Raw genomic sequence first — 19,727 nt, forward strand, 5'->3', positions numbered from 1 at the left:
AAGGAAGACCTCACCGCGCGGGTCCTCCCCGAGCCCCGCGTGTGGTCCCTGAGCTTCGCGCGCGGTCCCTGGGCTTGTCAAAGGGCCTGCCCCCCGACCCGCGGACGCCCGGTGGCTTCGACAGGCTCAGCCACATCCATCCCTCCCGCCGACAGGAACGGGCCCGGTGACCGCACTGGTCGCCGGGCCCGTCGTCAGAGCGTCTCAGCCCCGCAGCTCCCGCAGCACGAGGGCGGTGCGGATGGCCGCGTCGGCGGCCTCCTCGCCCTTGTCCTCCTTGGAGCCCTCGAGGCCCGCGCGGTCGAGGCCCTGCTGCTCGTCGTCGAGGGTCAGCACGCCGAACCCGACGGGCTTGCCCGTGTCGAGGGCGACGCGCGTGAGGCCGTCGGTCGCGGCCGACGAGACGAACTCGAAGTGCGGCGTCCCGCCCCGGATGATCACGCCGAGCGCGACCACGGCATCCGCCCCGGCGTCGAGCGCGGCCTTGGCCGCGACGGGCAGCTCGAACGAGCCCGGCACGCGCACGACGCGGTAGGTCGCGCCGGTGGCATCCAGCACGCGCTTCGCCCCGGCGATCAGTCCGTCGGTGATGACCTCGTGCCAGGTGCCGGCGATGACGACGACGTTCAGTCCCGACGCGTCGACGCCGCCGGTTTCGGGTGCTCCACTGCCGGCCATCAGGCGCTCTCTTCCTTCATGTGCGCGAGGGCGTCGCGCAGGTCGTCCTCGGCGATGATGTGACCCATCCGGTCGCGCTTCGTCTCGAGGTACTGGTGGTTGTTCGGGCCGACGCCCACGAGCAGCGGAACCTGCTCGACGACATCGAGGCCGAAGCCGCGCAGCTGCGCGACCTTGTCGGTGTTGTTCGTCAGCAGGCGCACCTTCTCGACACCGAGGTCGGTGAGGATGCCGGCGGCCGCGGCGTAGTCGCGGGCGTCGGCGGGCAGGCCCAGGGCCAGGTTGGCATCCACCGTGTCCATGCCGCGCTCCTGCAGGTTGTACGCGCGCAGCTTGTTGATGAGGCCGATGCCGCGTCCCTCGTGCCCGCGCATGTAGATGACGATGCCGCCGTCGCGGTCGATCGTGTCGAGGGCCGCGTCGAGCTGAGGTCCGCACTCGCACTTGAGCGAGCCGAAAGCCTCCCCGGTCAGGCACTCCGAGTGCACCCGCACGAGAGGTGCCTCCTCGGTCAGGTCGCCCGAGACGACGGCCAGGTGGTCGGTGCCGGTGACGCGGTCCTTGTACGCGAGGAAGCGGAACGTCCCGTGCGAGGTGGGCACGTTCGACTCGGCGCGCAGGCTCACGCGCCGTTTCGGCGCCGCCGTGGCCGGCAGCGGGTCGGTGTCGTTCAGGTGCGCGATGAGCTGCTCGATCGTGATGACCGGGATGCCGTCGCGCTCGCCGAGCTCGAACAGTCCGGGCAGGCGCATCATGCTGCCGTCCTCGGCGACGACCTCGGCGATCGCGCCGACGGGCTCGAGCCCCGCGAGGCGCATGAGGTCGACCGCTGCCTCGGTGTGCCCGGCGCGCTCGCGCACGCCGCCGTCGACCGCGCGCAGCGGCAGCACGTGCCCGGGGCGGATCAGGCTCGTGGGGACGGACTCGGGGTCGGCCAGGACGTTCAGCGTGCGCGCGCGGTCGGCGGCGCTGATGCCGGTGGTGACGCCCGACGCGGCATCCACGCTCACGGTGTAGGCGGTGCCGCGGGCGTCCTGGTTGACCTCGACCATGGGCGGCAGGTCGAGCCGGTCGGCCCACTCGGCGGGCATGGGCGCGCAGACGTAGCCGCTCGACCAGCGGACGGTCCAAGCGAGCCACTCGGGGGTCGCAAGCTGAGCCGAGATGATGACGTCGCCCTCGTTCTCGCGGTTCTCGTCGTCGGCGACCAGGATCGGGCGGCCCTGACGCAGGGCCTCCAGAGCCTCGGGGATGGGGGACAGGCTCATGCGGAGCCCCTCTCGGTCTGTGCGGCGGGCGCCGCGGGGTTCTCTGTCGTACGGAAGGCGAGCATGCGCTGAACATGACGGGCCAGGATGTCGGTCTCGAGGTTGACGGGCGTGCCGGCCTCGGCGCGACCGAGGGTCGTCGCCTCGAGCGTCTCGGGGATGAGCGACACCTCCAGCCACGGCTCGGCCTCGTCGGCGGGGCTCACGGCGCTGACGGTGAGCGAGACGCCGTCGATCGCGATCGAGCCCTTGTCGACGACGAGCGGCGCGAGCTCGAACGGGATTCCGACCCGCACGACGCTCCACTGCGCGCCGGGGCGTACCTCGCGCACGACGCCCGTACCGTCGATGTGGCCCTGGACGATGTGGCCGCCCAGACGCCCGTGGGCGGCGGTGGCCCGCTCGAGATTGACGGCGCGACCGGCGGCCACGTCAGCGAGCGTCGACATGTCGAGGGTCTGCTTCATCACGTCGGCGGTGAACCAGTCGTCGCCCTGGTCGACGACCGTCAGGCACACGCCGCTGACCGAGATCGAGTCGCCGTGCCCGGCATCCGAGACCGACAACGGGGCGCGCAGCGTCAGCCGCACGCCGTCTCCCGACGGCTCGACGGCGGTGACGGCGCCGATCTCTTCGACGATTCCGGTGAACATCAGGCTTCTCCTCTGTTCTCGTGGGTGCCGGCGGTTTCCGAGCCGGTCGGGTGGGGCGCGGCGACGAACAGCAGATCGTCGCCGAGGGTCTGAACGGATGCCACGCGCAGCCGCCGCGCGTGCGCGATGGAAGGTACGCCCACGTCGCCGAGCGCGAGGCGCGATCCGCCCAGCAGCACGGGGGCGACGTAGACGAGCAGCTCGTCGGCCAGGCCGTCGCGAATGAAGGCGCTCGCGAGCGTGGGACCCCCCTCGACGAAGACGCGCTGCACGCCTTTGCGGGCCAGGTCGGCGAGGACGGATGCGAGGTCGTGGGTCGAGTAGAACAGGGCCTCGCGCGGGTGGCGGCGCACGGCGGCATCCGGAGCCGTCTCGCTCGCGCCGATTACGACCGGGACGGGCTGCGACTCGAGCAGCGTGCCGTCGTCCGCCCGGGCCGTGAGGGCCGGGTCGTCGGCGCGCACGGTGCCGGTGCCGGCGACGATCGCGTCGGCCGCCGCGCGACGCGCGTGCACGTCGCGGCGGGCGTCGGGCCCGGTGATCCACTGGCTCGAGCCGTCGTCGGCGGCGGCGCGGCCGTCGAGGCTCTGCGCCCACTTGACGGTGACGTGCGGGCGACCGGTGCGCTGTAGGGCGATCCAGTCGTGGATGAGCTCCTCCGCGGCATCCGCTTCCGCGCCCGCCTCGACGTCGACGCCCGCCGCGCGCAGACGGTCGGCACCGCCGGCGGCGTCGTCGGTGGGGTCATCGAGCGCGTAGACGACGCGGCCCACCCCGGCTTCGATGAGGGCGAGGGCGCACGGGCCGGTGCGGCCGGTGTGGTTGCACGGCTCCAGGGTCACCACGGCGGTGGCGCCGCGGGCGGCTCCGGGTGTGAGCTGCGAGAGCGCGTCGACCTCGGCGTGCGGGGTGCCGGCGCCGCGGTGGAAGCCCTGCGCGAGCACCTCACCGGCGGGGGAGAGGATCACGGCGCCCACCTGCGGGTTGAGCCCGCGCGGGCCGCGCCGGGCGAGCTGGAGCGCTCGCCGCATGGCGTCGATCTCGACGGCGGATGCCATTTCCCTGTCCTTCCCGCACCGTCGGGGCAGGGCCAGCGGGAAGGCGCGACGCGCCATCCGTGCTGCCTCCTATCCGGACTAGCGAGGGGAGACCCTCGCATCACCGTCGGTCCCGGAATTCCACCGGATCGGCCCCGCCGCGTGATGCGGAGGGGTTCGCGGACTGTCACCGCCGGTTCGGATTCTCACCGACCCCGGAGCACGTTGTTTGCTCTTCGAAGTCTAGTCAACGCGGCATCCGCGGTTTCATTCCCCGTCATGCGGCGACGTTTCGAGAGAGGTCGGCCGGCCTGACGGCATCAGGCCGCCACAGCGCACCGCCCGTTCTCGGGCCTTTCCAGAGGTCGGCGATCGCCGGCTCTCGGTCACCGCCCCCTGTCGAAGCCCGACCGCAGGGCCCTCGACCTCGTGCATCGCACCCGTCACTTCAGCAGGCGCGACAACCGGCGATCCGCGAGCAGCTTGCCGCCCGTCTGGCAGGTGGGGCAGTACTCCAGGGAGTTGTCGGCGAAGAAGACGCTGCGCACCTCGTCGCTGCAGACCGGGCAGGCCTCGCCCCGTCGACCGTGCACGCGCATGCCCCGGCGCTTGGCATCCTTCAGCTCCGCCGGCGGTTTGCCGCCTGCGGCCTCGACCGCCTCGGTGAGCGTCGTCGTCATTGCGGCGAAGAGGCGGTCGACCTCGTCGTCGGACAGGGTCGCCGCGAGGGCGTAGGGCGACATCTTCGCCGCGTGCAGGATCTCGTCGGAGTAGGCGTTGCCGACCCCGGCGATGATCGACTGGTCGCGCAGCACGCCCTTGATCTGGGTGCGCCGGCCCTGCAGCAGCCCTCCGAACGCGGCCCGGTCGAAGCCCGCGCCGAGCGGATCGGGCCCGAGGCGCTCGATGCCGGGGACCTGGTCGGGCGCACGGACCACGTACACGGCAAGGGACTTCTTCGTCCCCGCCTCGGTGAGGTCGAAGCCCGACCCGTCATCGAAGCCCGCACGCAGGGCGATGGGGGTCTTGCCCGGCTTGATGACTGTCGCGGGCAGCGCGTCGTACCACCGCAGCCACCCCGCCTTGGCGAGATGGAAGACGAGATGGATGCCGGCATCCGTCGTGACGTCGACGAACTTGCCGTGCCGCTCGGCCCCGGTGACAGACGCGCCGACGAGCGCCGAGTGCGGCGGATCGAACGTCTTCAGCGCGTTGATCGCCGACACGGTGGCCTTGTCGATGCGCAGCCCCGTGATGCGATCCCGCAGGAACTCGACGAGTCCCTCGATCTCAGGCATCTCCGGCATGCGCCCATGGTGTCACGCCCCTCCGATATCGGCGACGGGCCTTGCGCCCGAGCCGAGGGCCGGCCAGGGCACCGGCGTGCGTTCGTCGTCGCGCAGCAGCCCGCCGATCCACACGTCGGCCCGTCCGAGAGAGTTGACGTGCGCCCGTCGCAGCAGCCCCTCGTAGCGGAAGCCCACCGATCGCGCGACGCGGGCCGAGCCGACGTTGCCCACGACGGCCCGCCATTCGATGCGTTCGATCGAGGGGCAATCGGGCGCGAACGCCCACTCGACGACCGCGCGGGCGGCCTCGGAGGCCACGCCCCGCCCGCGCACGCGGGACGACACCCAATAACCGATCTCGGGACCACCGCTCGCGAGCTTCGCGAGGCCGATCATCCCGACGAGCAGGCCGTCGAGCCGGATCGCCCAGGTCGCCTCCGACCCTTCCGCCCACCATGTTCGCGTCAGCTCGACGAACGTCTCGGCATCGGACCGCAGGTAGGGCGACGGCACCGTCGTGAAGCGCTGGATCGCGGCATCCTGGCACTCGGCGTGGACCGCGGCGACGTCGTCCTTCCGAGGCGCGGACAGCTTCAGGCGGGCGGTGTGCAGGGTCGGCGGCTCCATCCGGCCACGCTAGCGGGAGTCATCACCCCGGCAAGCCGCGCCGCAGACCAGCGGAAGCGCCGCGGACCAGGATGCCATCGGCCACGGCATCCTGATCCGGTGCCGCGTTCCGGATCCGCTGCGCTCGCGCCCGGCGGAACGCTGACGCCCGCCGCCGCTCGAAGGAGCGGGCGGGCGTCGCAGGTCGGGATCAGCCGCGGCGGAGCAGCCCGATGCGGTCGTAGACGTCGGTGAGGGTCTTCTCGGCGACGGATGCCGCCCTCCCGGCGTTGACGGCCAGCACGCGGTCCAGTTCGGCGGGGTCGGCCAGCAGCTCGAGGGCGCGCTCGCGCACCGGCTCGAACTCGCTCACGACGACCTCGGCGAGACCCTTCTTGAAGTCGCCGTACCCGCGTCCGGCGTACTCGTCCTCGATCGCGGTGATCTCCCGACCGGTCAGCGCCGAGTAGATGACGAGGAGGTTGGAGACGCCGGGCTTCTCGTCGCGGTCGAATCGCACCGCGCCCTCGGAGTCGGTGACGGCGCGCATGATCTTCTTCGCGGAGACCTTGGGGTCGTCGAGCAGCCACAGCACGCCGGCGTCGGACTCGGCCGACTTCGACATCTTCGACGTGGGGTTCTGCAGGTCGTAGATGCGCGCCGTCTCACGCTGGATCACCGGCTTCGGCACCGTGAACGTCTCGCCGAAGCGCTGGTTGAAACGCTCGGCGAGGTCGCGGGTGAGTTCGATGTGCTGCTTCTGGTCGTCGCCGACGGGGACGACGTCGGTCTGGTACAGCAGGATGTCGGCGGCCATCAGCACCGGGTAGGTGAAGAGGCCGACGTTGGTGGCATCCGTGCCGTAGCGGGCCGACTTGTCCTTGAACTGCGTCATCCGCCCGGCCTCGCCGAAGCCGGTGAGCGTCGACAGCACCCACTGCAGCTCCGCGTGCGCGGGCACGTGCGACTGCACGTACAGCGTCGAGCGCGAGGGCTCGATGCCCGCGGCGATGTACTGGGCGGCGGTGCGGCGGGTCTTCTCGCGACGCTCGGCGGGGTCGCCGGGCTGCGTGAGGGCATGCAGGTCGACGACGGAGAAGAACGCGTCGTACTCGTCCTGCAGGTCGCGCCACTGCAGCAGGGCCCCGATGTAGTTGCCGATCTGAAGGCTGTCCGCGGAGGGCTGCATTCCGGAGTAGAGGCGCTCGGTGGTCACCGTTCGATCCTAGGCGTCGGGGCGGGCCGCCCACGTCAGGGCCGACGTGGGCAACGCGCGCGTCCCCGAGGAGCCGGCGGGCGGCATCCCGCCCGCCCGTCGCTCATACCCCCAGCGTGTAATCCACGATGACGGGGGAGTGGTCGCTCCATCGGGTGTCGTACGACGGTGCGCGATCGACCCGGTACGCGGTGACCCGCTCGGCGAGGACCGGAGTGACGACGTGGTAGTCGATGCGCCAGCCGCTGTCGGTGTCGAACGCTTTTCCGCGCATGGACCAGAACGTGTACGGGCCGTCGACCTCGCCCATCGCGCGGCGGCCGACGTCGATCCACCCCAGGCCCGTGCCGGTCGAGCCGTCGACGCCCTCCACCTGCTCGCCGGCCGGGCCGAAGAACCGGTCGAAGTAGGCGCGCTCACGGGGCAGGAATCCCGCGTTCTTGCGGTTGCCGCGCCAGTTCTTGATGTCGAGCTCGCGGTGGCCGACGTTGAGATCACCGGCGACCAGGGCCAGGTCGCGCTCGGCCGCGAGCTCGCCGAGCCGGCGCTCCATGGCGTCGAGGAAGAGCCACTTGGCATCCTGCTTGGGGGTGTCGACCTCGCCGCTGTGCACGTAGGCGCTGACGATCGTGACGGTCTCGCCGTCGATGTCGAAGTCGGTCTCGATCCAGCGGCCCGAGGCATCGAGCGGCTCGGGGCCGAGGTGCGTGCGCGTGGCGACGCCCGGCAGCCGGCTGATGATCGCGACGCCGGCGCGCCCCTTCTGCAGTGCCTCGTCGTTGACGATCTCCCACCCGGGAAGCGCCTCGGCCAGCTGCTCGGCGGACGCGCGCACCTCCTGCAGCGCGACGATGTCGGCGCCGGAGGCGTCGAGCCACTCGGTCATGCCCTTGCGGACGGCGGCACGGATGCCATTGACGTTGACGGAGACGATACGCACGGAACGAGCCACCCGACGAGCCTAACCGCGACCTCCGACATCGCCCCGGGCTGGACGGCACAGCGCCGTGCGATCGCGCGGGCCCTCAGTCGAGGATGAGCGAGGTGCGACGCGGCGCGGGCACGTCGGCCTCGGCGCGGGCGAGCACCTTCTCCGCCGCCGCGAGGCGCCGACGGGCGCGCCACCGCCACGGCCAGCGCGACAGGGCGAGCGCCTTTTCGGCCTCGCGCACCCCCACCTGCGCGGCGATGACCAGCGCCGCCTGCTCCATAGCCCGGCGGTCTTCGGGGGAGCGCAGGGGCACATCGCGGTCGCCCGCGGCCACGGCGATCCAGGCGGCCGACACGAGGATGACGATGCCGATGAACCGGAACCACAGCAGGAAGCCGATGAGCACCGTGAACGTCGACAGCAGCGGGTTCGACGGGGTGTAGACGAAGAGGAAACCCGCCCCGATCTGGAGGACCACCATCCCCGTCGCGCCGACGAGAGCACCCGGCCAGGTGCGTCGCCAGCTGAGGGTCGTTCCCGTGAGGAAGCGGAACAGCGCGGCCAGGGCGACGGTGTTGATCCCGAACGCCACGATCAGCGAGATCAGGCGGGCTCCGATCGACCACCCGAGGGTCTCTTTGTCCCAGCCGATGAGCCCGAACACCAGATCCACCGCACCCGTGGTGATGGATCCCAGGAGGGCTCCGATGAGCAGGGACACCCCGAAGAGCACCGAGGCCACGAAGTCGCGCGCCTTGAGCATCACGTAGTTGCGCATGTCGAAGGGCAGGCCGAACGTGTCGCGCACCGCGCGTCGCGTGAAGGTGACGAAGCCGATGGCCGTCCACACCACGACGATCACGGCGACGATTCCGGTGATCGTCAGCAGGCGCCCGCTGTCCTGCGCCGCCGCCTCGACCTGATCGCGATCGACGAGACCGTTCTCGCTGATCAACCCCGGGATGTAGCTGTTGACGATCCGGATGAGACCGTCGATGGCGGCCTTGCTTCCCCCCAGCCAGATCCCGACGCCCGCGAACGCGAGGTAGAGCGCCGAGAAGACCGCGAAGAGTCCCTGGTAGCTCATCCCCGCGGCGAGCAGGAATCCGTTGTGCTGCAGGAAGTGCCGCCACACCCGGATGGGGAACCACCGCGCGATCTTGGCAGCCCGCGCGATGGGCTGGTCGAGGCGCTCGCGCACGGCGACCTGCGCCGCCTCGAGCCGGTCGCGCAGCGACGTGTCGTCGTCACGCACCGCGGGCAGCGGTCGCGGGTCGGCGTGCGTCTCGGTCACCCGTCGAGCCTACTGAAGGGATGCCGAGGGCTCGGCGTCGCCCGGGGCCACGGCATCCGCCCGCCCCCGCGTGAGTCGCCACGATCGGTCGCATCTGCGGGTATAGAAACGACGATCTCTGGCGACTCACGCGGAAGAAGGTCGGCGCGAACGCAGAACGGCGGGGCGCCGAAGCGCACCCGCCGTTCGAGAGGGGAGGGGTCAGCGGCCGCCGCGGAGGACGGCCTGCTTGACCTCGGCGATGGCCTTGGTGACCTCGATGCCACGGGGGCATGCCTCGGTGCAGTTGAAGGTGGTGCGGCAGCGCCACACGCCTTCCTTGTCGTTGAGGATGTCGAGGCGCACATCTCCCGCGTCGTCGCGCGAGTCGAAGATGAAGCGGTGCGCGTTGACGATCGCGGCGGGGCCGAAGTACTGCCCGTCGGTCCAGAACACGGGGCAGGACGAGGTGCACGCGGCGCAGAGGATGCACTTCGTGGTGTCGTCGAAGACCTCGCGGTCGACGATCGACTGGATGCGCTCCTTGCCCGCCTCGGGCTTCGAGTTCGAGATGAGGAAGGGCTGCACCTCGCGGTAGGAGGCGAAGAACGGCTCCATGTCGACGATGAGGTCCTTCTCCAGCGGCAGGCCCTTGATCGCCTCGACGTAGATGGGCTGCGAGATGTCGAGATCCTTGATCAGCGTCTTGCAGGCCAGGCGGTTGCGGCCGTTGATGCGCATGGCATCCGAACCGCAGATGCCGTGCGCGCACGAGCGGCGGAACGACAGCGAGCCGTCGACCTCCCATTTGATCTTGTGCAGGGCGTCGAGCACGCGGTCGGTGGAGTACAGCTCCACGTCGTAGTCGACCCAGCGCGGCTCGTCGTCGACCTCGGGGTCGAAGCGGCGAATGTTGAAGGTGACCAGGAACGACTGGATCCCCGTGTCTTCGGGGGTTTGCTCGACCTCGTCCGAGGTGTCGACCTGTTCGATGACGGTGGATGCCATCTCAGTACTTCCTCTCCAGCGGCGGGTAACGCAGTTCCCCGGCCTCGTTCTTGGTGAAGACCACGGGCTTCCAGCCGAGTTCGATGTGATCGGCGGGGTGCGACGAGTGGGGGTCGCCCGACAGGTACGCCATGGTGTGCTGCATGAACTTCTCGTCATCGCGCGTCGGGAAGTCGTCGCGCATGTGGCCGCCGCGGCTCTCCTCGCGGTTCTGCGCGGAGTAGACGACGACCTCGGCGAGATCGAGCAGGAAGCCCAGCTCGACGGCCTCGAGCAGGTCGGTGTTGAAGCGCTTGCCCTTGTCGTCGACGTGGATGTTCTTATAGCGCTCGCGCAGGTCGGCGATCACGTCCATGACGTGAGCCAACGACTCGTGCGTGCGGAACACCTGCGCGCCCTTGTCCATCTCGTCCTGCAGCGTCTTGCGCAGGACCGCGATGCGCTCGGTGCCGCTGTTGTTGCGCAGGCCCTCGATGAGACCGCGCACCTCGGCGGCGGGGTCCTCGGGCAGGGGCACGAAGTCGGCGGTCTTGACGTACTCGACGGCGTTGCGGCCGGCGCGCTTGCCGAAGACGTTGATGTCGAGCAGCGAGTTGGTGCCCAGACGGTTCGAGCCGTGCACCGAGACGCACGCGCACTCGCCGGCAGCGTACAGACCCGGCACGACGGTGTCGTTGTCGGCGAGCACCTCGGCCTTGATGTTCGTGGGGATGCCGCCCATCGCGTAGTGCGCGGTCGGCATCACGGGCACCGGCTCGACGACCGGGTCGACGCCCAGGTACGTGCGCGCGAACTCCGTGATGTCGGGGAGCTTGGTTTCGAGCACCTCGGCGCCCAGGTGCGTGCAGTCCAGCAGCACGTAGTCGCGGTGGGGGCCGGCACCGCGGCCCTCGGCCACCTCCTGCACCATGCAGCGCGCGACGATGTCGCGGGGCGCGAGGTCTTTGATGGTGGGGGCGTAGCGCTCCATGAAGCGCTCACCGCTGGCGTTGCGCAGGATCGCGCCCTCACCGCGGGCGCCCTCCGTGAGCAGGATGCCGAGACCGGCGAGACCGGTCGGGTGGAACTGGAAGAACTCCATGTCCTCCAGCGGCAGGCCCTTGCGCCACACGATGCCGACGCCGTCGCCGGTGAGCGTGTGCGCGTTGGAGGTGGTCTTGAAGATCTTGCCGAAGCCGCCGGTGGCGAAGACGACAGCCTTGGACTGGAAGACGTGGAGCTCGCCCGTGGCGAGGTCGTACGCCACGACGCCGGCGACCAGGGTCTTGCCGGCGGCATCCTTCACCGTGATGAGGTCGAGGACGTAGAACTCGTTGAAGAAGTTGATGCCGAGCTTGACGCAGTTCTGGAACAGCGTCTGCAGGATCATGTGGCCGGTGCGGTCGGCGGCGTAGCACGCGCGGCGCACGGGGGTCTTGCCGTGGTCGGCCGTGTGGCCGCCGAAGCGACGCTGGTCGATCTTGCCCTCGGGCGTGCGGTTGAACGGCAGGCCCATGTTCTCGAGGTCGATGACGGCGTCGATGGCCTCTTTGGCGAGGATCTCCGCGGCATCCTGGTCGACGAGGTAGTCGCCGCCCTTGATGGTGTCGAAGGTGTGCCACTCCCAGGAGTCCTCTTCGACGTTCGCGAGAGCCGCCGCCATACCGCCCTGCGCCGCACCGGTGTGCGAACGCGTGGGGTAGAGCTTCGAGATCACGGCGGTCTTCGCGCCGGGGCCGGCCTCGATGGCCGCGCGCATGCCCGCGCCGCCGGCGCCGACGATGACGACGTCGAACTGGTGGTAGTGGACGCCGTCTTTGACGATGGAGTCCGAGCTGGTCTGAGTGCTCACGGGCGAGATACCTCTGCTGTCAGGGGAAGGAAGGGATGCCGTCGGCTCACGCCGCCTGGCACACGTCCCACAGGGAGCTGCTCTCGGTCACGCCGAGGCAGGGGTCGAAGGTGAAGACGACGAGCGTGCCGAGGAGGATCAGGAACCCGGCCGACACCCAGAGCGAACCGACGAGGATCGTGCGGATCTTCGCATTCGTGACGTAGTCGTTCACGATCGTGCGCATGCCGTTCGCGCCGTGGATGAGCGCCAGCCACAGCATGAGGACGTCCCACCACTGCCAGAACGGCGAGGCGAGCTTGCCCGCGACGAATGCGAAGTCGATCTGGTGGATGCCGTCGCCCGTCATGAGGTTGACGAACAGGTGGCCGAAGATCAGGACGATCAGCAGCACGCCGGAGGCGCGCATGTAGATCCAGCCCCACTTCTCGTAGTTGGCGCCCTTCTTGCGGACGGCGGGCGTGCGCGGGGCGGGGATCGTGGCGGCTTCTTGGGCGACGGACATCAGTGGCTCCCGGTGACGGCGCTGAAGACGTTGATGAGGTGGCGCGGGGTGAACCCGAGCATGGTGACGACCCAGAGGCCGAGCACGCCCCACCACAGCTGACGCTGGTGGCGCGTGGCCCACGGCCAGAAGTCGACCAGGATGATGCGCAGGCCGTTGAACGCGTGGTAGGCGATCGCACCGACCAGCGCCACCTCGCCGAGACCCATGACGGGGTTCTTGTAGGTGCCGATGACGGCGTCGTACGCCTCGGGTGAGACGCGGATCAGCGCCGTGTCGAGGATGTGCACGAGGAGGAAGAAGAAGATCGCCACACCGGTGATGCGGTGAAGGACCCACGACCACATGCCCTCACGGCCGCGGTAGAGAGTGCCGCGAGGCCTCTTCGAAGTGGTCTCTTTCACCGACGGCGTGGCACGTGCTGGTGCTGACACGGTCGTCCTCCCTGATCGAACACGGTGTGGGACCCACGCGGGTCCGAGCGTCACACGGGCGCCATCGAATACTACGTCCGGCCTATGAACGGCGGGGATTAGGGCGGCCTAAGACTCTCTCGACATCGAGATATCTTCGGATGCCGTCGACCCGGCCGTCGGGACGCTGTCCTTCACCCGCCATGAGCCGCAAATGCGCCCCGACGCTCGACCAGTAGGGTCGAGGCCATGGCCGACATCGCTATCGACGACTTCTACGCCGTGATCCCCGCCGGAGGGATCGGCAGCCGCCTGTGGCCCCTCTCTCGCGCCGACGCGCCGAAGTTCCTCCACGACCTCACCGGGTCGGGGCAGACGCTGCTCCGCGACACGTGGGACCGCCTCGCCCCGCTCTCGGGCGCCGACCGCATCGCGGTCGTGACCGGCCGTGCGCACCGCGCCGCCGTCGAGCGGGAGCTGCCCGGCGTCCCCGACCACAACGTCTTCCTCGAGTCCGAGCCGCGCGACTCCTCCGCCGCGATCGGCCTCGCCGCCGCGATCCTCGTTCGTCGCGAGCCCGACGTCATCATCGGCTCCTTCGCCGCCGACCACGTCATCCGCCAGACCCGCCAGTTCGACTTCGCCGTCCGACAGGCGGTGGCGGTCGCACGGGCCGGATACATCTGCACCATCGGCATCCAGCCCAGCGAACCCTCCGTCGGCTTCGGGTACATCAAGCAGTCCGACGAACTGATCGTCGACGACGCCCCCGAGGCCTACATGGTCGAGCGCTTCGTCGAGAAGCCCGACCTCGACACCGCGAAGGAGTACTTCTCCGACCGCGCGTACCTGTGGAACGCGGGCATGTTCATCACCCGCGCCGACGTGCTGCTGGCCGAGCTCGCCGTCAACGAGCCGGAGCTGCACGCGGGCCTGCTCGAGCTCGCCGAAGCGTGGGACGACCGCGACCGCCGCGGCCCCGCGGTCGACCGCATCTGGCCGGGCCTGAAGAAGATCGCCATCGACTACTCCGTCGCCGAGCCCGCCGCGGAGAAGGGGCGCTTGGCCGTCATCCCCGGTCACTTCGACTGGGATGACGTGGGCGACTTCGCGAGCCTGTCCAAGCTCAACTCCTCGGGCGGTCGCAACGAGCTTGCCATCCTGGGCGAGGATGCCCGCGTGCTCTCCGACGCCTCCAGCGGCATCGTCGTCTCGCAGACCAAGCGCGTGATCAGCCTCATCGGCGTCCGCGACATCGTCGTGGTCGACACCCCCGACGCCCTCCTGGTGACCACCAGCGAGAACGCCCAGCGTGTGAAGGGCGTCGTCGACGCCCTCAAGCTCACCGGTCGCGGCGACGTCCTCTGACACCGGATGCCGCTGCGCGTGGCATCCAGTGTCTACCTCCCGGTCGCGTATGGCGGTCGCGTGACGCGAGATTGCGTCTTTGTAACCATTGCTGCGCGCGAGCCCGTCCGGCGCGCAAGCGCGCCGACACAGTAGGTAACGTGACGGGATCGTCCCCCGAACCCGTTGGGGGCATCCGTCTTGGAGGACCATTCGTGAAGACCACGAAGAAGGCCGTCGTCAGCGGCCTCGCCATGATCGGCGCCGCGGCGCTGCTCGCCGGTTGCGGCGCCGCACCCGAGAGCAACGGCGCATCCGGTGGTGCCGCCGCCGGCGCCAGCGACTACCTGCCCTGCATGGTGTCCGACTCGGGTGGATTCGACGACAAGTCGTTCAACCAGCTCGGCAAGGAGGGCCTCGACGCCGCCGCGTCCGAACTCGGCTCGAAGAAGCCCATCGAGGTGCAGTCGCAGTCCGAGACCGACTTCGCATCGAACCTGCAGAACCTCGTCGACCAGGGCTGCAACACCATCATCACCGTCGGCTTCCTGCTGGCCCCCGCGGCGCTGGAGTCCGCCACGGCGAACCCCGACCTGCAGTACGTCTCGATCGACGACACCGTCGACCAGGACTTCGACGGCACCACCGACGCCCCGAACATCAAGCCGATCATCTTCGACACCGCCCAGGCGGCGTACCTCGCCGGCTACCTGGCCGCGGGCACCTCGAAGACCGGCGTCGTCGGCACCTTCGGCGGCATGAACATCCCGACCGTCACGATCTTCATGGACGGCTTCGCCCAGGGCGTCGAGAAGTACAACACCGACAACAACGCATCCGTGCGCGTCGTCGGCTGGGACCGCACCGCCAAGGACGGCTCGTTCACCGGTGGCTTCGAGGCCAACGACACCGCGCGCCAGACCGCGCAGGCGATCATCGACCAGAACGTCGACGTGCTGCTGCCCGTCGGCGGCCCGATCTACCAGTCGGCCGCCGTCGCCATCCAGGACTCCGGTCGTGAGATCGCGCTCGTCGGTGTCGACGCCGACGTGTACGAGACCGACCCGTCCATCGGCGACCTCCTGCTGACCTCGATCCTCAAGGGCATCGACGTGGGCACCAAGGACGCGATCGTCGCCGCGGGCGAGGGCTCGTTCGACACCGCCCCCTTCATCGGCACGCTCGAGAACGACGGTGTGGGCCTGGCCCCGTTCCACGACTGGTCCGACCGCGTGCCGGCCGACCTGTCGTCGAAGGTCGACGCTCTGAAGGCCGACATCGTCAGCGGCGAGATCAAGGTCGAGTCCTACCTGGCCGGCTGAGAGAACTCCACTCTCCTGGGGAGGCCGGCGCGCTGCCGGCCTCCCCTCCTCATGGAAAGGGCGGTCAGCGCCCCCTCCTCCCCAGACGCCGATCCGCTCACGAGGCGGGCCGGTCTCGTCGGACGCCTCCCGCGTCCGATGCCACAGAACTTAGGATCGGGAACATGAAGCTCGAACTCCGCGGGATCACGAAAACCTTCGGGTCCCTGGTGGCGAACGATCACATCGACCTCACCGTCGAGGCCGGAGAGATCCACTGCCTGCTCGGCGAGAACGGTGCCGGCAAGTCCACCCTGATGAACGTCCTCTACGGCCTCTACCAGGCCGACGGAGGAGAGATCCTGCTCGACGATGCCGTCCAGCACTTCTCCGGCCCCGGCGACGCCATGCGCGCGGGCATCGGCATGGTGCACCAGCACTTCATGCTCATCCCCGTCTTCACGGTGGCCGAGAACGTCATGCTCGGCCACGAGCCCACGAAGGTCGGCGGGCGTCTCGACCTCGCCGCAGCCCGCGCCAAGGTCCGCGAGATCTCCGACCGTTTCGGCTTCGACGTCGATCCCGACGCGCTCGTCGACGATCTCCCCGTCGGCGTGCAGCAGCGCGTCGAGATCATCAAGGCCCTCTCGCGCGACGCCAAGGTGCTCGTCTTCGATGAGCCCACGGCCGTGCTCACCCCGCAGGAGACCGACGAGCTGATGGCGATCATGCGCCAGCTCAAGGCCTCGGGGACTTCGATCGTCTTCATCACCCACAAGCTCCGCGAGGTGCGCGAGGTCGCCGACCGCATCACGGTCATCCGCCTCGGCAAGGTGGTCGGCGAGGCCGACCCCCGCGCCTCCAACGCCGAGCTCGCCTCTCTGATGGTCGGCCGCGCGGTCGAGCTCACCGTGCAGAAGGAGGAGCCGACGCTCGGCGAGGTCGGTCTGTCGGTGTCGAATCTCACCGTCGTCGACCCCATCGGCCAGCTCGTGGTCAACGACGTGAGCTTCGACGTGCGTCGCGGCGAGGTGCTCGCCATCGCCGGTGTGCAGGGCAACGGCCAGACCGAGCTCACGGAGGCGCTCCTCGGGCTGCAGGACCGCGTCGAGGGCTCCATTGTCCTGGACGGGACCGAGTTGAAGGGGCAGAGCGTGCGCGCGGTCCTCGACGCAGGGGTGGGCTTCGTGCCCGAAGATCGCAAGGAAGACGGCCTGGTGGGGGAGTTCTCCATCGCCGAGAACCTCATGCTCGACCGCGCCGACGGCGCCCCGTTCGTGAAGGGCGGGGCCATCCAGCTGTCCACCCTCGCTGACTTCGCGCGGGACAAGGTCAGCGAGTTCGACGTGCGCACGCCCTCGATCGAGACCCCCGTGGGACGCCTGTCGGGCGGCAACCAGCAGAAGGTCGTGCTGGCGCGCGAACTGAGCCGCGACCTTCGTCTGTTCGTCGCGGCGCAGCCGACCCGCGGCGTCGACGTCGGGTCCATCGAATTCATCCACAAGCGGGTCGTCGAGACGCGCGACGCCGGTGTCCCCGTCATCGTCGTCTCCACCGAGCTCGACGAGGTGACCGCCCTGGCCGACCGCATCATGGTCATGTACCGCGGCCGCGTCGTGGGCATCGTCCCCGGTGACACCTCGCGCGACGTGCTGGGCCTCATGATGGCCGGCGAAGCGCCCCAGAACGAAGGAGTCGCGGCGTGAGCGATCCGCACAGCCCGCACGACCCGACCGCTGCACGCGCCGACCGGGCCGCCGAGGTCGCCGAGGCCGGTCAGGCCGACCTCGCCCTCGAGGGCGAGTCCCGCGTCGATCCCGCCGCGGAGGCGCGCGTGGTCGCCTCCGAACCGGCGGGTGACGAGAACCGCTGGCGCCGCGCGTTCCGCGAGATCGCCACGGGAAACGCGATCATCTCGGTGCTGGCCGTCATCCTGGCGCTGATCGTCGGCGCCATCATGATCGCCGCCACCGACGAGAACGTGCAGGCCGCGGCGGGGTACTTCTTCGCCCGTCCCGGCGACACCCTCGCGGCCATCTGGCAGTCGGTCTCCGGCGCCTACTCGTCGTTCTTCCAGGGCGCGATCTACAACTTCCGGCGTCCCGAGTTCGCCACCGGCATCCGTCCGCTGACCGAGACGCTCACCTTCGCCACGCCGCTGATCGCCGCCGGTCTCGGTGCCGCCCTGGCGTTCCGCGTCGGCATGTTCAACATCGGCGGCCGCGGGCAGATGCTCGTCGCCGCGGCCGCGGGCGGCTGGGTCGCCTTCGCGTTCGACCTGCCCTGGGGCATCCACATGATCGTCGCGCTCGTCGCGGGTGTCGTGGCGGGTGCCGTGTGGGCGGGCATCGCCGGCGTGCTGAAGGCCCGAACCGGGGCGCACGAGGTGATCGTGACGATCATGCTGAACTACGTCGCCTTCTATGTCGTCTACTACCTGCTGCGCACCCCGGGGCTGCTGCAGGCGCCCGGGTCCAACAATCCGACCACTCCGCCGATGAAGGACACCGCGGTGTTCCCCGACCTCTTCGGCTCCGGGTACAACCTCCACTTCGGTTTCGTGCTCTCGCTCGTCGCCGTGGTCGTGGTCTGGTGGATCCTCGAGCGCTCCTCGCTCGGCTTCCGCTTCCGCGCCGTCGGTCTCAACCCCAATGCCGCACGCGTGGCGGGCATCAACGTGAAGTCGATGTACGTGTACGCCATGCTCATCTCGGGCGGCCTCGTGGGTCTTGCCGGCGTCGACCAGGTGCTCGGCACGGTGACCACCGGCTTTTCCAGCGGCATCGACGCCGGCATCGGCTTCGACGCGATCACCGTGGCCCTGCTCGGACGCTCCACCCCCGTCGGCGTGCTGGTCGCCGGCATCCTGTTCGGCGCGTTCAAGGCCGGCGGCTTCGCCATGCAGGCCGCCAACGGCGTTCCCGTCGACATCGTCCTGGTCGTTCAGTCGCTCATCGTGCTCTTCATCGCGGCGCCGCCGCTGGTGCGTGCGATCTTCCGTCTGCCGGCTCCCGGAGCGCGCCAGCCCAGGGTGCGCGCCGCCAAGAAGAAGGAGGCGGCCCGGTGAGCACCACCGCCGCACGCCCGGAGGCCACGGCCCCGGAGGCGCTCGACACCGCCGTCGTCGTCGGGTGGAAGGCGCCCATCGTCTACGGCGTCATCACGGTGCTGGCCGCCGTGCTGTTCGTCATCGCCCGTCAGGACGGCGACGCCGTCTTCCGCATCTCGAGCCCCGGTGAGTTCCTGCAGCTGCCCGAGGTGGTCCTCGGGGGCGTCGTCACCGGCATCGTCTGCACGGTGCTGCTCGCACTCATCACGCTTGCGAGCGTGCTCATGGTGCGCGCATGGCGCCGCCCCCCGATCTGGCTCGCGGTGATCTTCGCGCTGGTGTTCATGGTGGGCTTCCTCACCTGGGCGGCCGCGGGTGCGACCACCTCCGTCATCCCGCTGACCGGCCTGCTCGCCGGTGGCCTCAGCCTCTCGGTGCCGCTCATCTTCGGTGCCATGGCGGGCGTGCTCAGCGAGCGTGTGGGCGTGGTCAACATCGCCATCGAGGGTCAGCTGCTCGCGGGCGCGTTCACCTCGGCGATCGTGGCCACCGCGACGGGCAACCCGTTCATCGGTCTGCTGGCCGCCGGTGTCTCCGGCGTGCTGGTGTCGTTCGTGCTCGCCGCATTCGCGATCAAGTACTTCGTCGATCAGGTCATCGTGGGTGTCGTGCTCAACGTGCTCGTGGTGGGTCTGACGAGCTTCCTGTTCTCGCAGGTGCTCGCGCCCAACGCCGCGACCCTGAACTCGCCGCCCCGCTTCCCGCGCCTTCCGATCCCGTTCCTGGCCGACATCCCGATCCTGGGACCGATGCTGTTCAACCAGACGGTGATCGTCTACCTGATGTACGTCACCGTCGCGCTGGTCTATGTCGGGCTGTTCCACACCCGCTGGGGCCTGCGCCTGCGCGCGGTCGGAGAGCACCCGCAGGCCGCCGACACCGTCGGCATCAACATCGCCAAGACCCGCTTCTGGAACGTCTCGCTGGGCGGCGCGATCGCCGGCCTCGGCGGCGCGTTCTTCACGCTGGGATCGGTCGGCGCGTTCAACAAAGAGATGACGGCCGGCGCCGGATACATCGCCCTCGCGGCGGTCATCTTCGGGCAGTGGGACCCGATCCGCGCGACGCTCGCGGCCCTGCTGTTCGGCTTCGCGTCGAACCTGCAGAACACCCTTGGCGTCATCGGATCGCCCGTGCCCAGCGAGTTCATGCTCATGCTGCCGTACGTGGTGACGATCTTCGCCGTCGCCGGTCTCGTCGGAAAGGTCCGCGGTCCCGCGGCTGCCGGCAAACCGTACATAAAGGGCTGACCAGGCCCGCTT

18 protein-coding genes are annotated in these 19,727 nt (G+C 69.7%); 5 read left to right on the forward strand and 13 right to left on the reverse strand.

Features of this window, described 5'->3' with window-relative positions; genetic code table 11:
• Positions 1-204: 204 nt before the first annotated feature.
• From ribH to sdhC, 13 genes are all read right to left on the reverse strand, one after another.
• Positions 205-678, reverse strand: coding sequence for a 6,7-dimethyl-8-ribityllumazine synthase (gene ribH, locus B0B15_RS06120; RefSeq protein WP_076674135.1), 474 nt, complete (start codon positions 676-678; stop codon positions 205-207).
• A complete protein-coding gene (locus B0B15_RS06125) occupies positions 678-1,946 on the reverse strand; it encodes a bifunctional 3,4-dihydroxy-2-butanone-4-phosphate synthase/GTP cyclohydrolase II (RefSeq protein ID WP_076674137.1) in 1,269 nt (422 codons plus the stop codon). The genes ribH and B0B15_RS06125 overlap by 1 nt, the downstream gene beginning before the upstream one ends.
• The gene (locus B0B15_RS06130; protein ID WP_076674139.1) at positions 1,943-2,599 is read right to left on the reverse strand and encodes a riboflavin synthase; all 657 of its coding nucleotides are present in this window, start codon (positions 2,597-2,599) and stop codon (positions 1,943-1,945) included. Before B0B15_RS06130 ends, B0B15_RS06125 begins: the two co-directional genes overlap by 4 nt.
• Positions 2,599-3,657 carry a bifunctional diaminohydroxyphosphoribosylaminopyrimidine deaminase/5-amino-6-(5-phosphoribosylamino)uracil reductase RibD gene (gene ribD, locus B0B15_RS06135; protein ID WP_076674141.1) on the reverse strand — a complete coding sequence of 353 codons (1,059 nt, stop codon included), beginning with the start codon at positions 3,655-3,657 and terminating at the stop codon, positions 2,599-2,601. Before ribD ends, B0B15_RS06130 begins: the two co-directional genes overlap by 1 nt.
• A 422-nt stretch (positions 3,658-4,079) precedes the next feature.
• Positions 4,080-4,943, reverse strand: a complete 864-nt coding sequence (locus B0B15_RS06140; protein ID WP_076674143.1) for an Fpg/Nei family DNA glycosylase — start codon at positions 4,941-4,943, stop codon at positions 4,080-4,082.
• Between the two features lie 12 nt (positions 4,944-4,955).
• Positions 4,956-5,552 (reverse strand): GNAT family N-acetyltransferase, encoded by a 597-nt coding sequence (locus B0B15_RS06145; protein ID WP_076674145.1) that lies wholly within the window; start codon positions 5,550-5,552, stop codon positions 4,956-4,958.
• A gap of 190 nt (positions 5,553-5,742) precedes the next feature.
• A complete protein-coding gene (trpS, locus tag B0B15_RS06150) occupies positions 5,743-6,747 on the reverse strand; it encodes a tryptophan--tRNA ligase (protein WP_076674147.1) in 1,005 nt (334 codons plus the stop codon).
• A gap of 103 nt (positions 6,748-6,850) precedes the next feature.
• Positions 6,851-7,699 (reverse strand): exodeoxyribonuclease III, encoded by an 849-nt coding sequence (locus tag B0B15_RS06155; RefSeq protein WP_076674149.1) that lies wholly within the window; start codon positions 7,697-7,699, stop codon positions 6,851-6,853.
• A 73-nt stretch (positions 7,700-7,772) separates the two neighbouring features.
• A complete protein-coding gene (locus tag B0B15_RS06160) occupies positions 7,773-8,972 on the reverse strand; it encodes a YihY/virulence factor BrkB family protein (RefSeq protein ID WP_083708888.1) in 1,200 nt (399 codons plus the stop codon).
• A gap of 201 nt (positions 8,973-9,173) precedes the next feature.
• A complete protein-coding gene (locus B0B15_RS06165; RefSeq protein ID WP_076674151.1) occupies positions 9,174-9,959 on the reverse strand; it encodes a succinate dehydrogenase iron-sulfur subunit in 786 nt (261 codons plus the stop codon).
• A gap of 1 nt (position 9,960) precedes the next feature.
• Positions 9,961-11,790: a succinate dehydrogenase flavoprotein subunit gene (gene sdhA / locus B0B15_RS06170; protein ID WP_076674153.1), complete on the reverse strand. Its 1,830-nt coding sequence runs from the start codon at positions 11,788-11,790 to the stop codon at positions 9,961-9,963.
• Between the two features lie 46 nt (positions 11,791-11,836).
• Positions 11,837-12,295, reverse strand: a complete 459-nt coding sequence (locus B0B15_RS06175; RefSeq protein ID WP_076674155.1) for a succinate dehydrogenase hydrophobic membrane anchor subunit — start codon at positions 12,293-12,295, stop codon at positions 11,837-11,839.
• Entirely contained in the window at positions 12,295-12,729 is a 435-nt protein-coding gene (gene sdhC, locus B0B15_RS06180; protein WP_074615813.1) for a succinate dehydrogenase, cytochrome b556 subunit, read from the reverse strand. Before sdhC ends, B0B15_RS06175 begins: the two co-directional genes overlap by 1 nt.
• A gap of 228 nt (positions 12,730-12,957) precedes the next feature.
• On the opposite strand from sdhC, the gene B0B15_RS06185 reads away from it, so the two are divergent.
• The 5 genes from B0B15_RS06185 (at position 12,958) to B0B15_RS06205 (ending at position 19,715) form a co-directional block, all read left to right on the forward strand.
• Positions 12,958-14,076 carry a mannose-1-phosphate guanylyltransferase gene (locus B0B15_RS06185; protein ID WP_076674157.1) on the forward strand — a complete coding sequence of 373 codons (1,119 nt, stop codon included), beginning with the start codon at positions 12,958-12,960 and terminating at the stop codon, positions 14,074-14,076.
• 194 nt (positions 14,077-14,270) lie between these two features.
• Positions 14,271-15,377 (forward strand): BMP family lipoprotein, encoded by a 1,107-nt coding sequence (locus B0B15_RS06190; protein WP_256334199.1) that lies wholly within the window; start codon positions 14,271-14,273, stop codon positions 15,375-15,377.
• A 164-nt stretch (positions 15,378-15,541) separates the two neighbouring features.
• On the forward strand, positions 15,542-17,062 hold the full coding sequence (locus B0B15_RS06195; RefSeq protein ID WP_076674160.1) for an ABC transporter ATP-binding protein: 1,521 nt from the start codon (positions 15,542-15,544) through the stop codon (positions 17,060-17,062).
• Positions 17,059-18,423 carry an ABC transporter permease gene (locus tag B0B15_RS06200; RefSeq protein ID WP_218123542.1) on the forward strand — a complete coding sequence of 455 codons (1,365 nt, stop codon included), beginning with the start codon at positions 17,059-17,061 and terminating at the stop codon, positions 18,421-18,423. Before B0B15_RS06195 ends, B0B15_RS06200 begins: the two co-directional genes overlap by 4 nt.
• Entirely contained in the window at positions 18,420-19,715 is a 1,296-nt protein-coding gene (locus tag B0B15_RS06205; RefSeq protein WP_076674162.1) for an ABC transporter permease, read from the forward strand. Before B0B15_RS06200 ends, B0B15_RS06205 begins: the two co-directional genes overlap by 4 nt.
• Positions 19,716-19,727: the final 12 nt, after the last annotated feature.

This window comes from Microbacterium sp. RU1D, assembly GCF_900156435.1.
Taxonomy (GTDB): Bacteria; Actinomycetota; Actinomycetes; order Actinomycetales; family Microbacteriaceae; genus Microbacterium.

Bases quoted from the DNA above. Each gene is read 5' to 3' on its own strand.
- B0B15_RS06165 (WP_076674151.1), bottom strand. From the start codon at position 9,959: ATGGCATCCACCGTCATCGAACAGGTCGACACCTCGGACGAGGTCGAG.
- B0B15_RS06140 (WP_076674143.1), bottom strand. From the start codon at position 4,943: ATGCCGGAGATGCCTGAGATCGAGGGACTCGTCGAGTTCCTGCGGGAT.
- ribD (WP_076674141.1), bottom strand. From the start codon at position 3,657: ATGGCATCCGCCGTCGAGATCGACGCCATGCGGCGAGCGCTCCAGCTC.
- B0B15_RS06175 (WP_076674155.1), bottom strand. From the start codon at position 12,295: ATGTCCGTCGCCCAAGAAGCCGCCACGATCCCCGCCCCGCGCACGCCC.
- B0B15_RS06145 (WP_076674145.1), bottom strand. From the start codon at position 5,552: ATGGAGCCGCCGACCCTGCACACCGCCCGCCTGAAGCTGTCCGCGCCT.
- B0B15_RS06130 (WP_076674139.1), bottom strand. From the start codon at position 2,599: ATGTTCACCGGAATCGTCGAAGAGATCGGCGCCGTCACCGCCGTCGAG.
- B0B15_RS06195 (WP_076674160.1), top strand. From the start codon at position 15,542: ATGAAGCTCGAACTCCGCGGGATCACGAAAACCTTCGGGTCCCTGGTG.
- B0B15_RS06185 (WP_076674157.1), top strand. From the start codon at position 12,958: ATGGCCGACATCGCTATCGACGACTTCTACGCCGTGATCCCCGCCGGA.
- B0B15_RS06125 (WP_076674137.1), bottom strand. From the start codon at position 1,946: ATGAGCCTGTCCCCCATCCCCGAGGCTCTGGAGGCCCTGCGTCAGGGC.
- ribH (WP_076674135.1), bottom strand. From the start codon at position 678: ATGGCCGGCAGTGGAGCACCCGAAACCGGCGGCGTCGACGCGTCGGGA.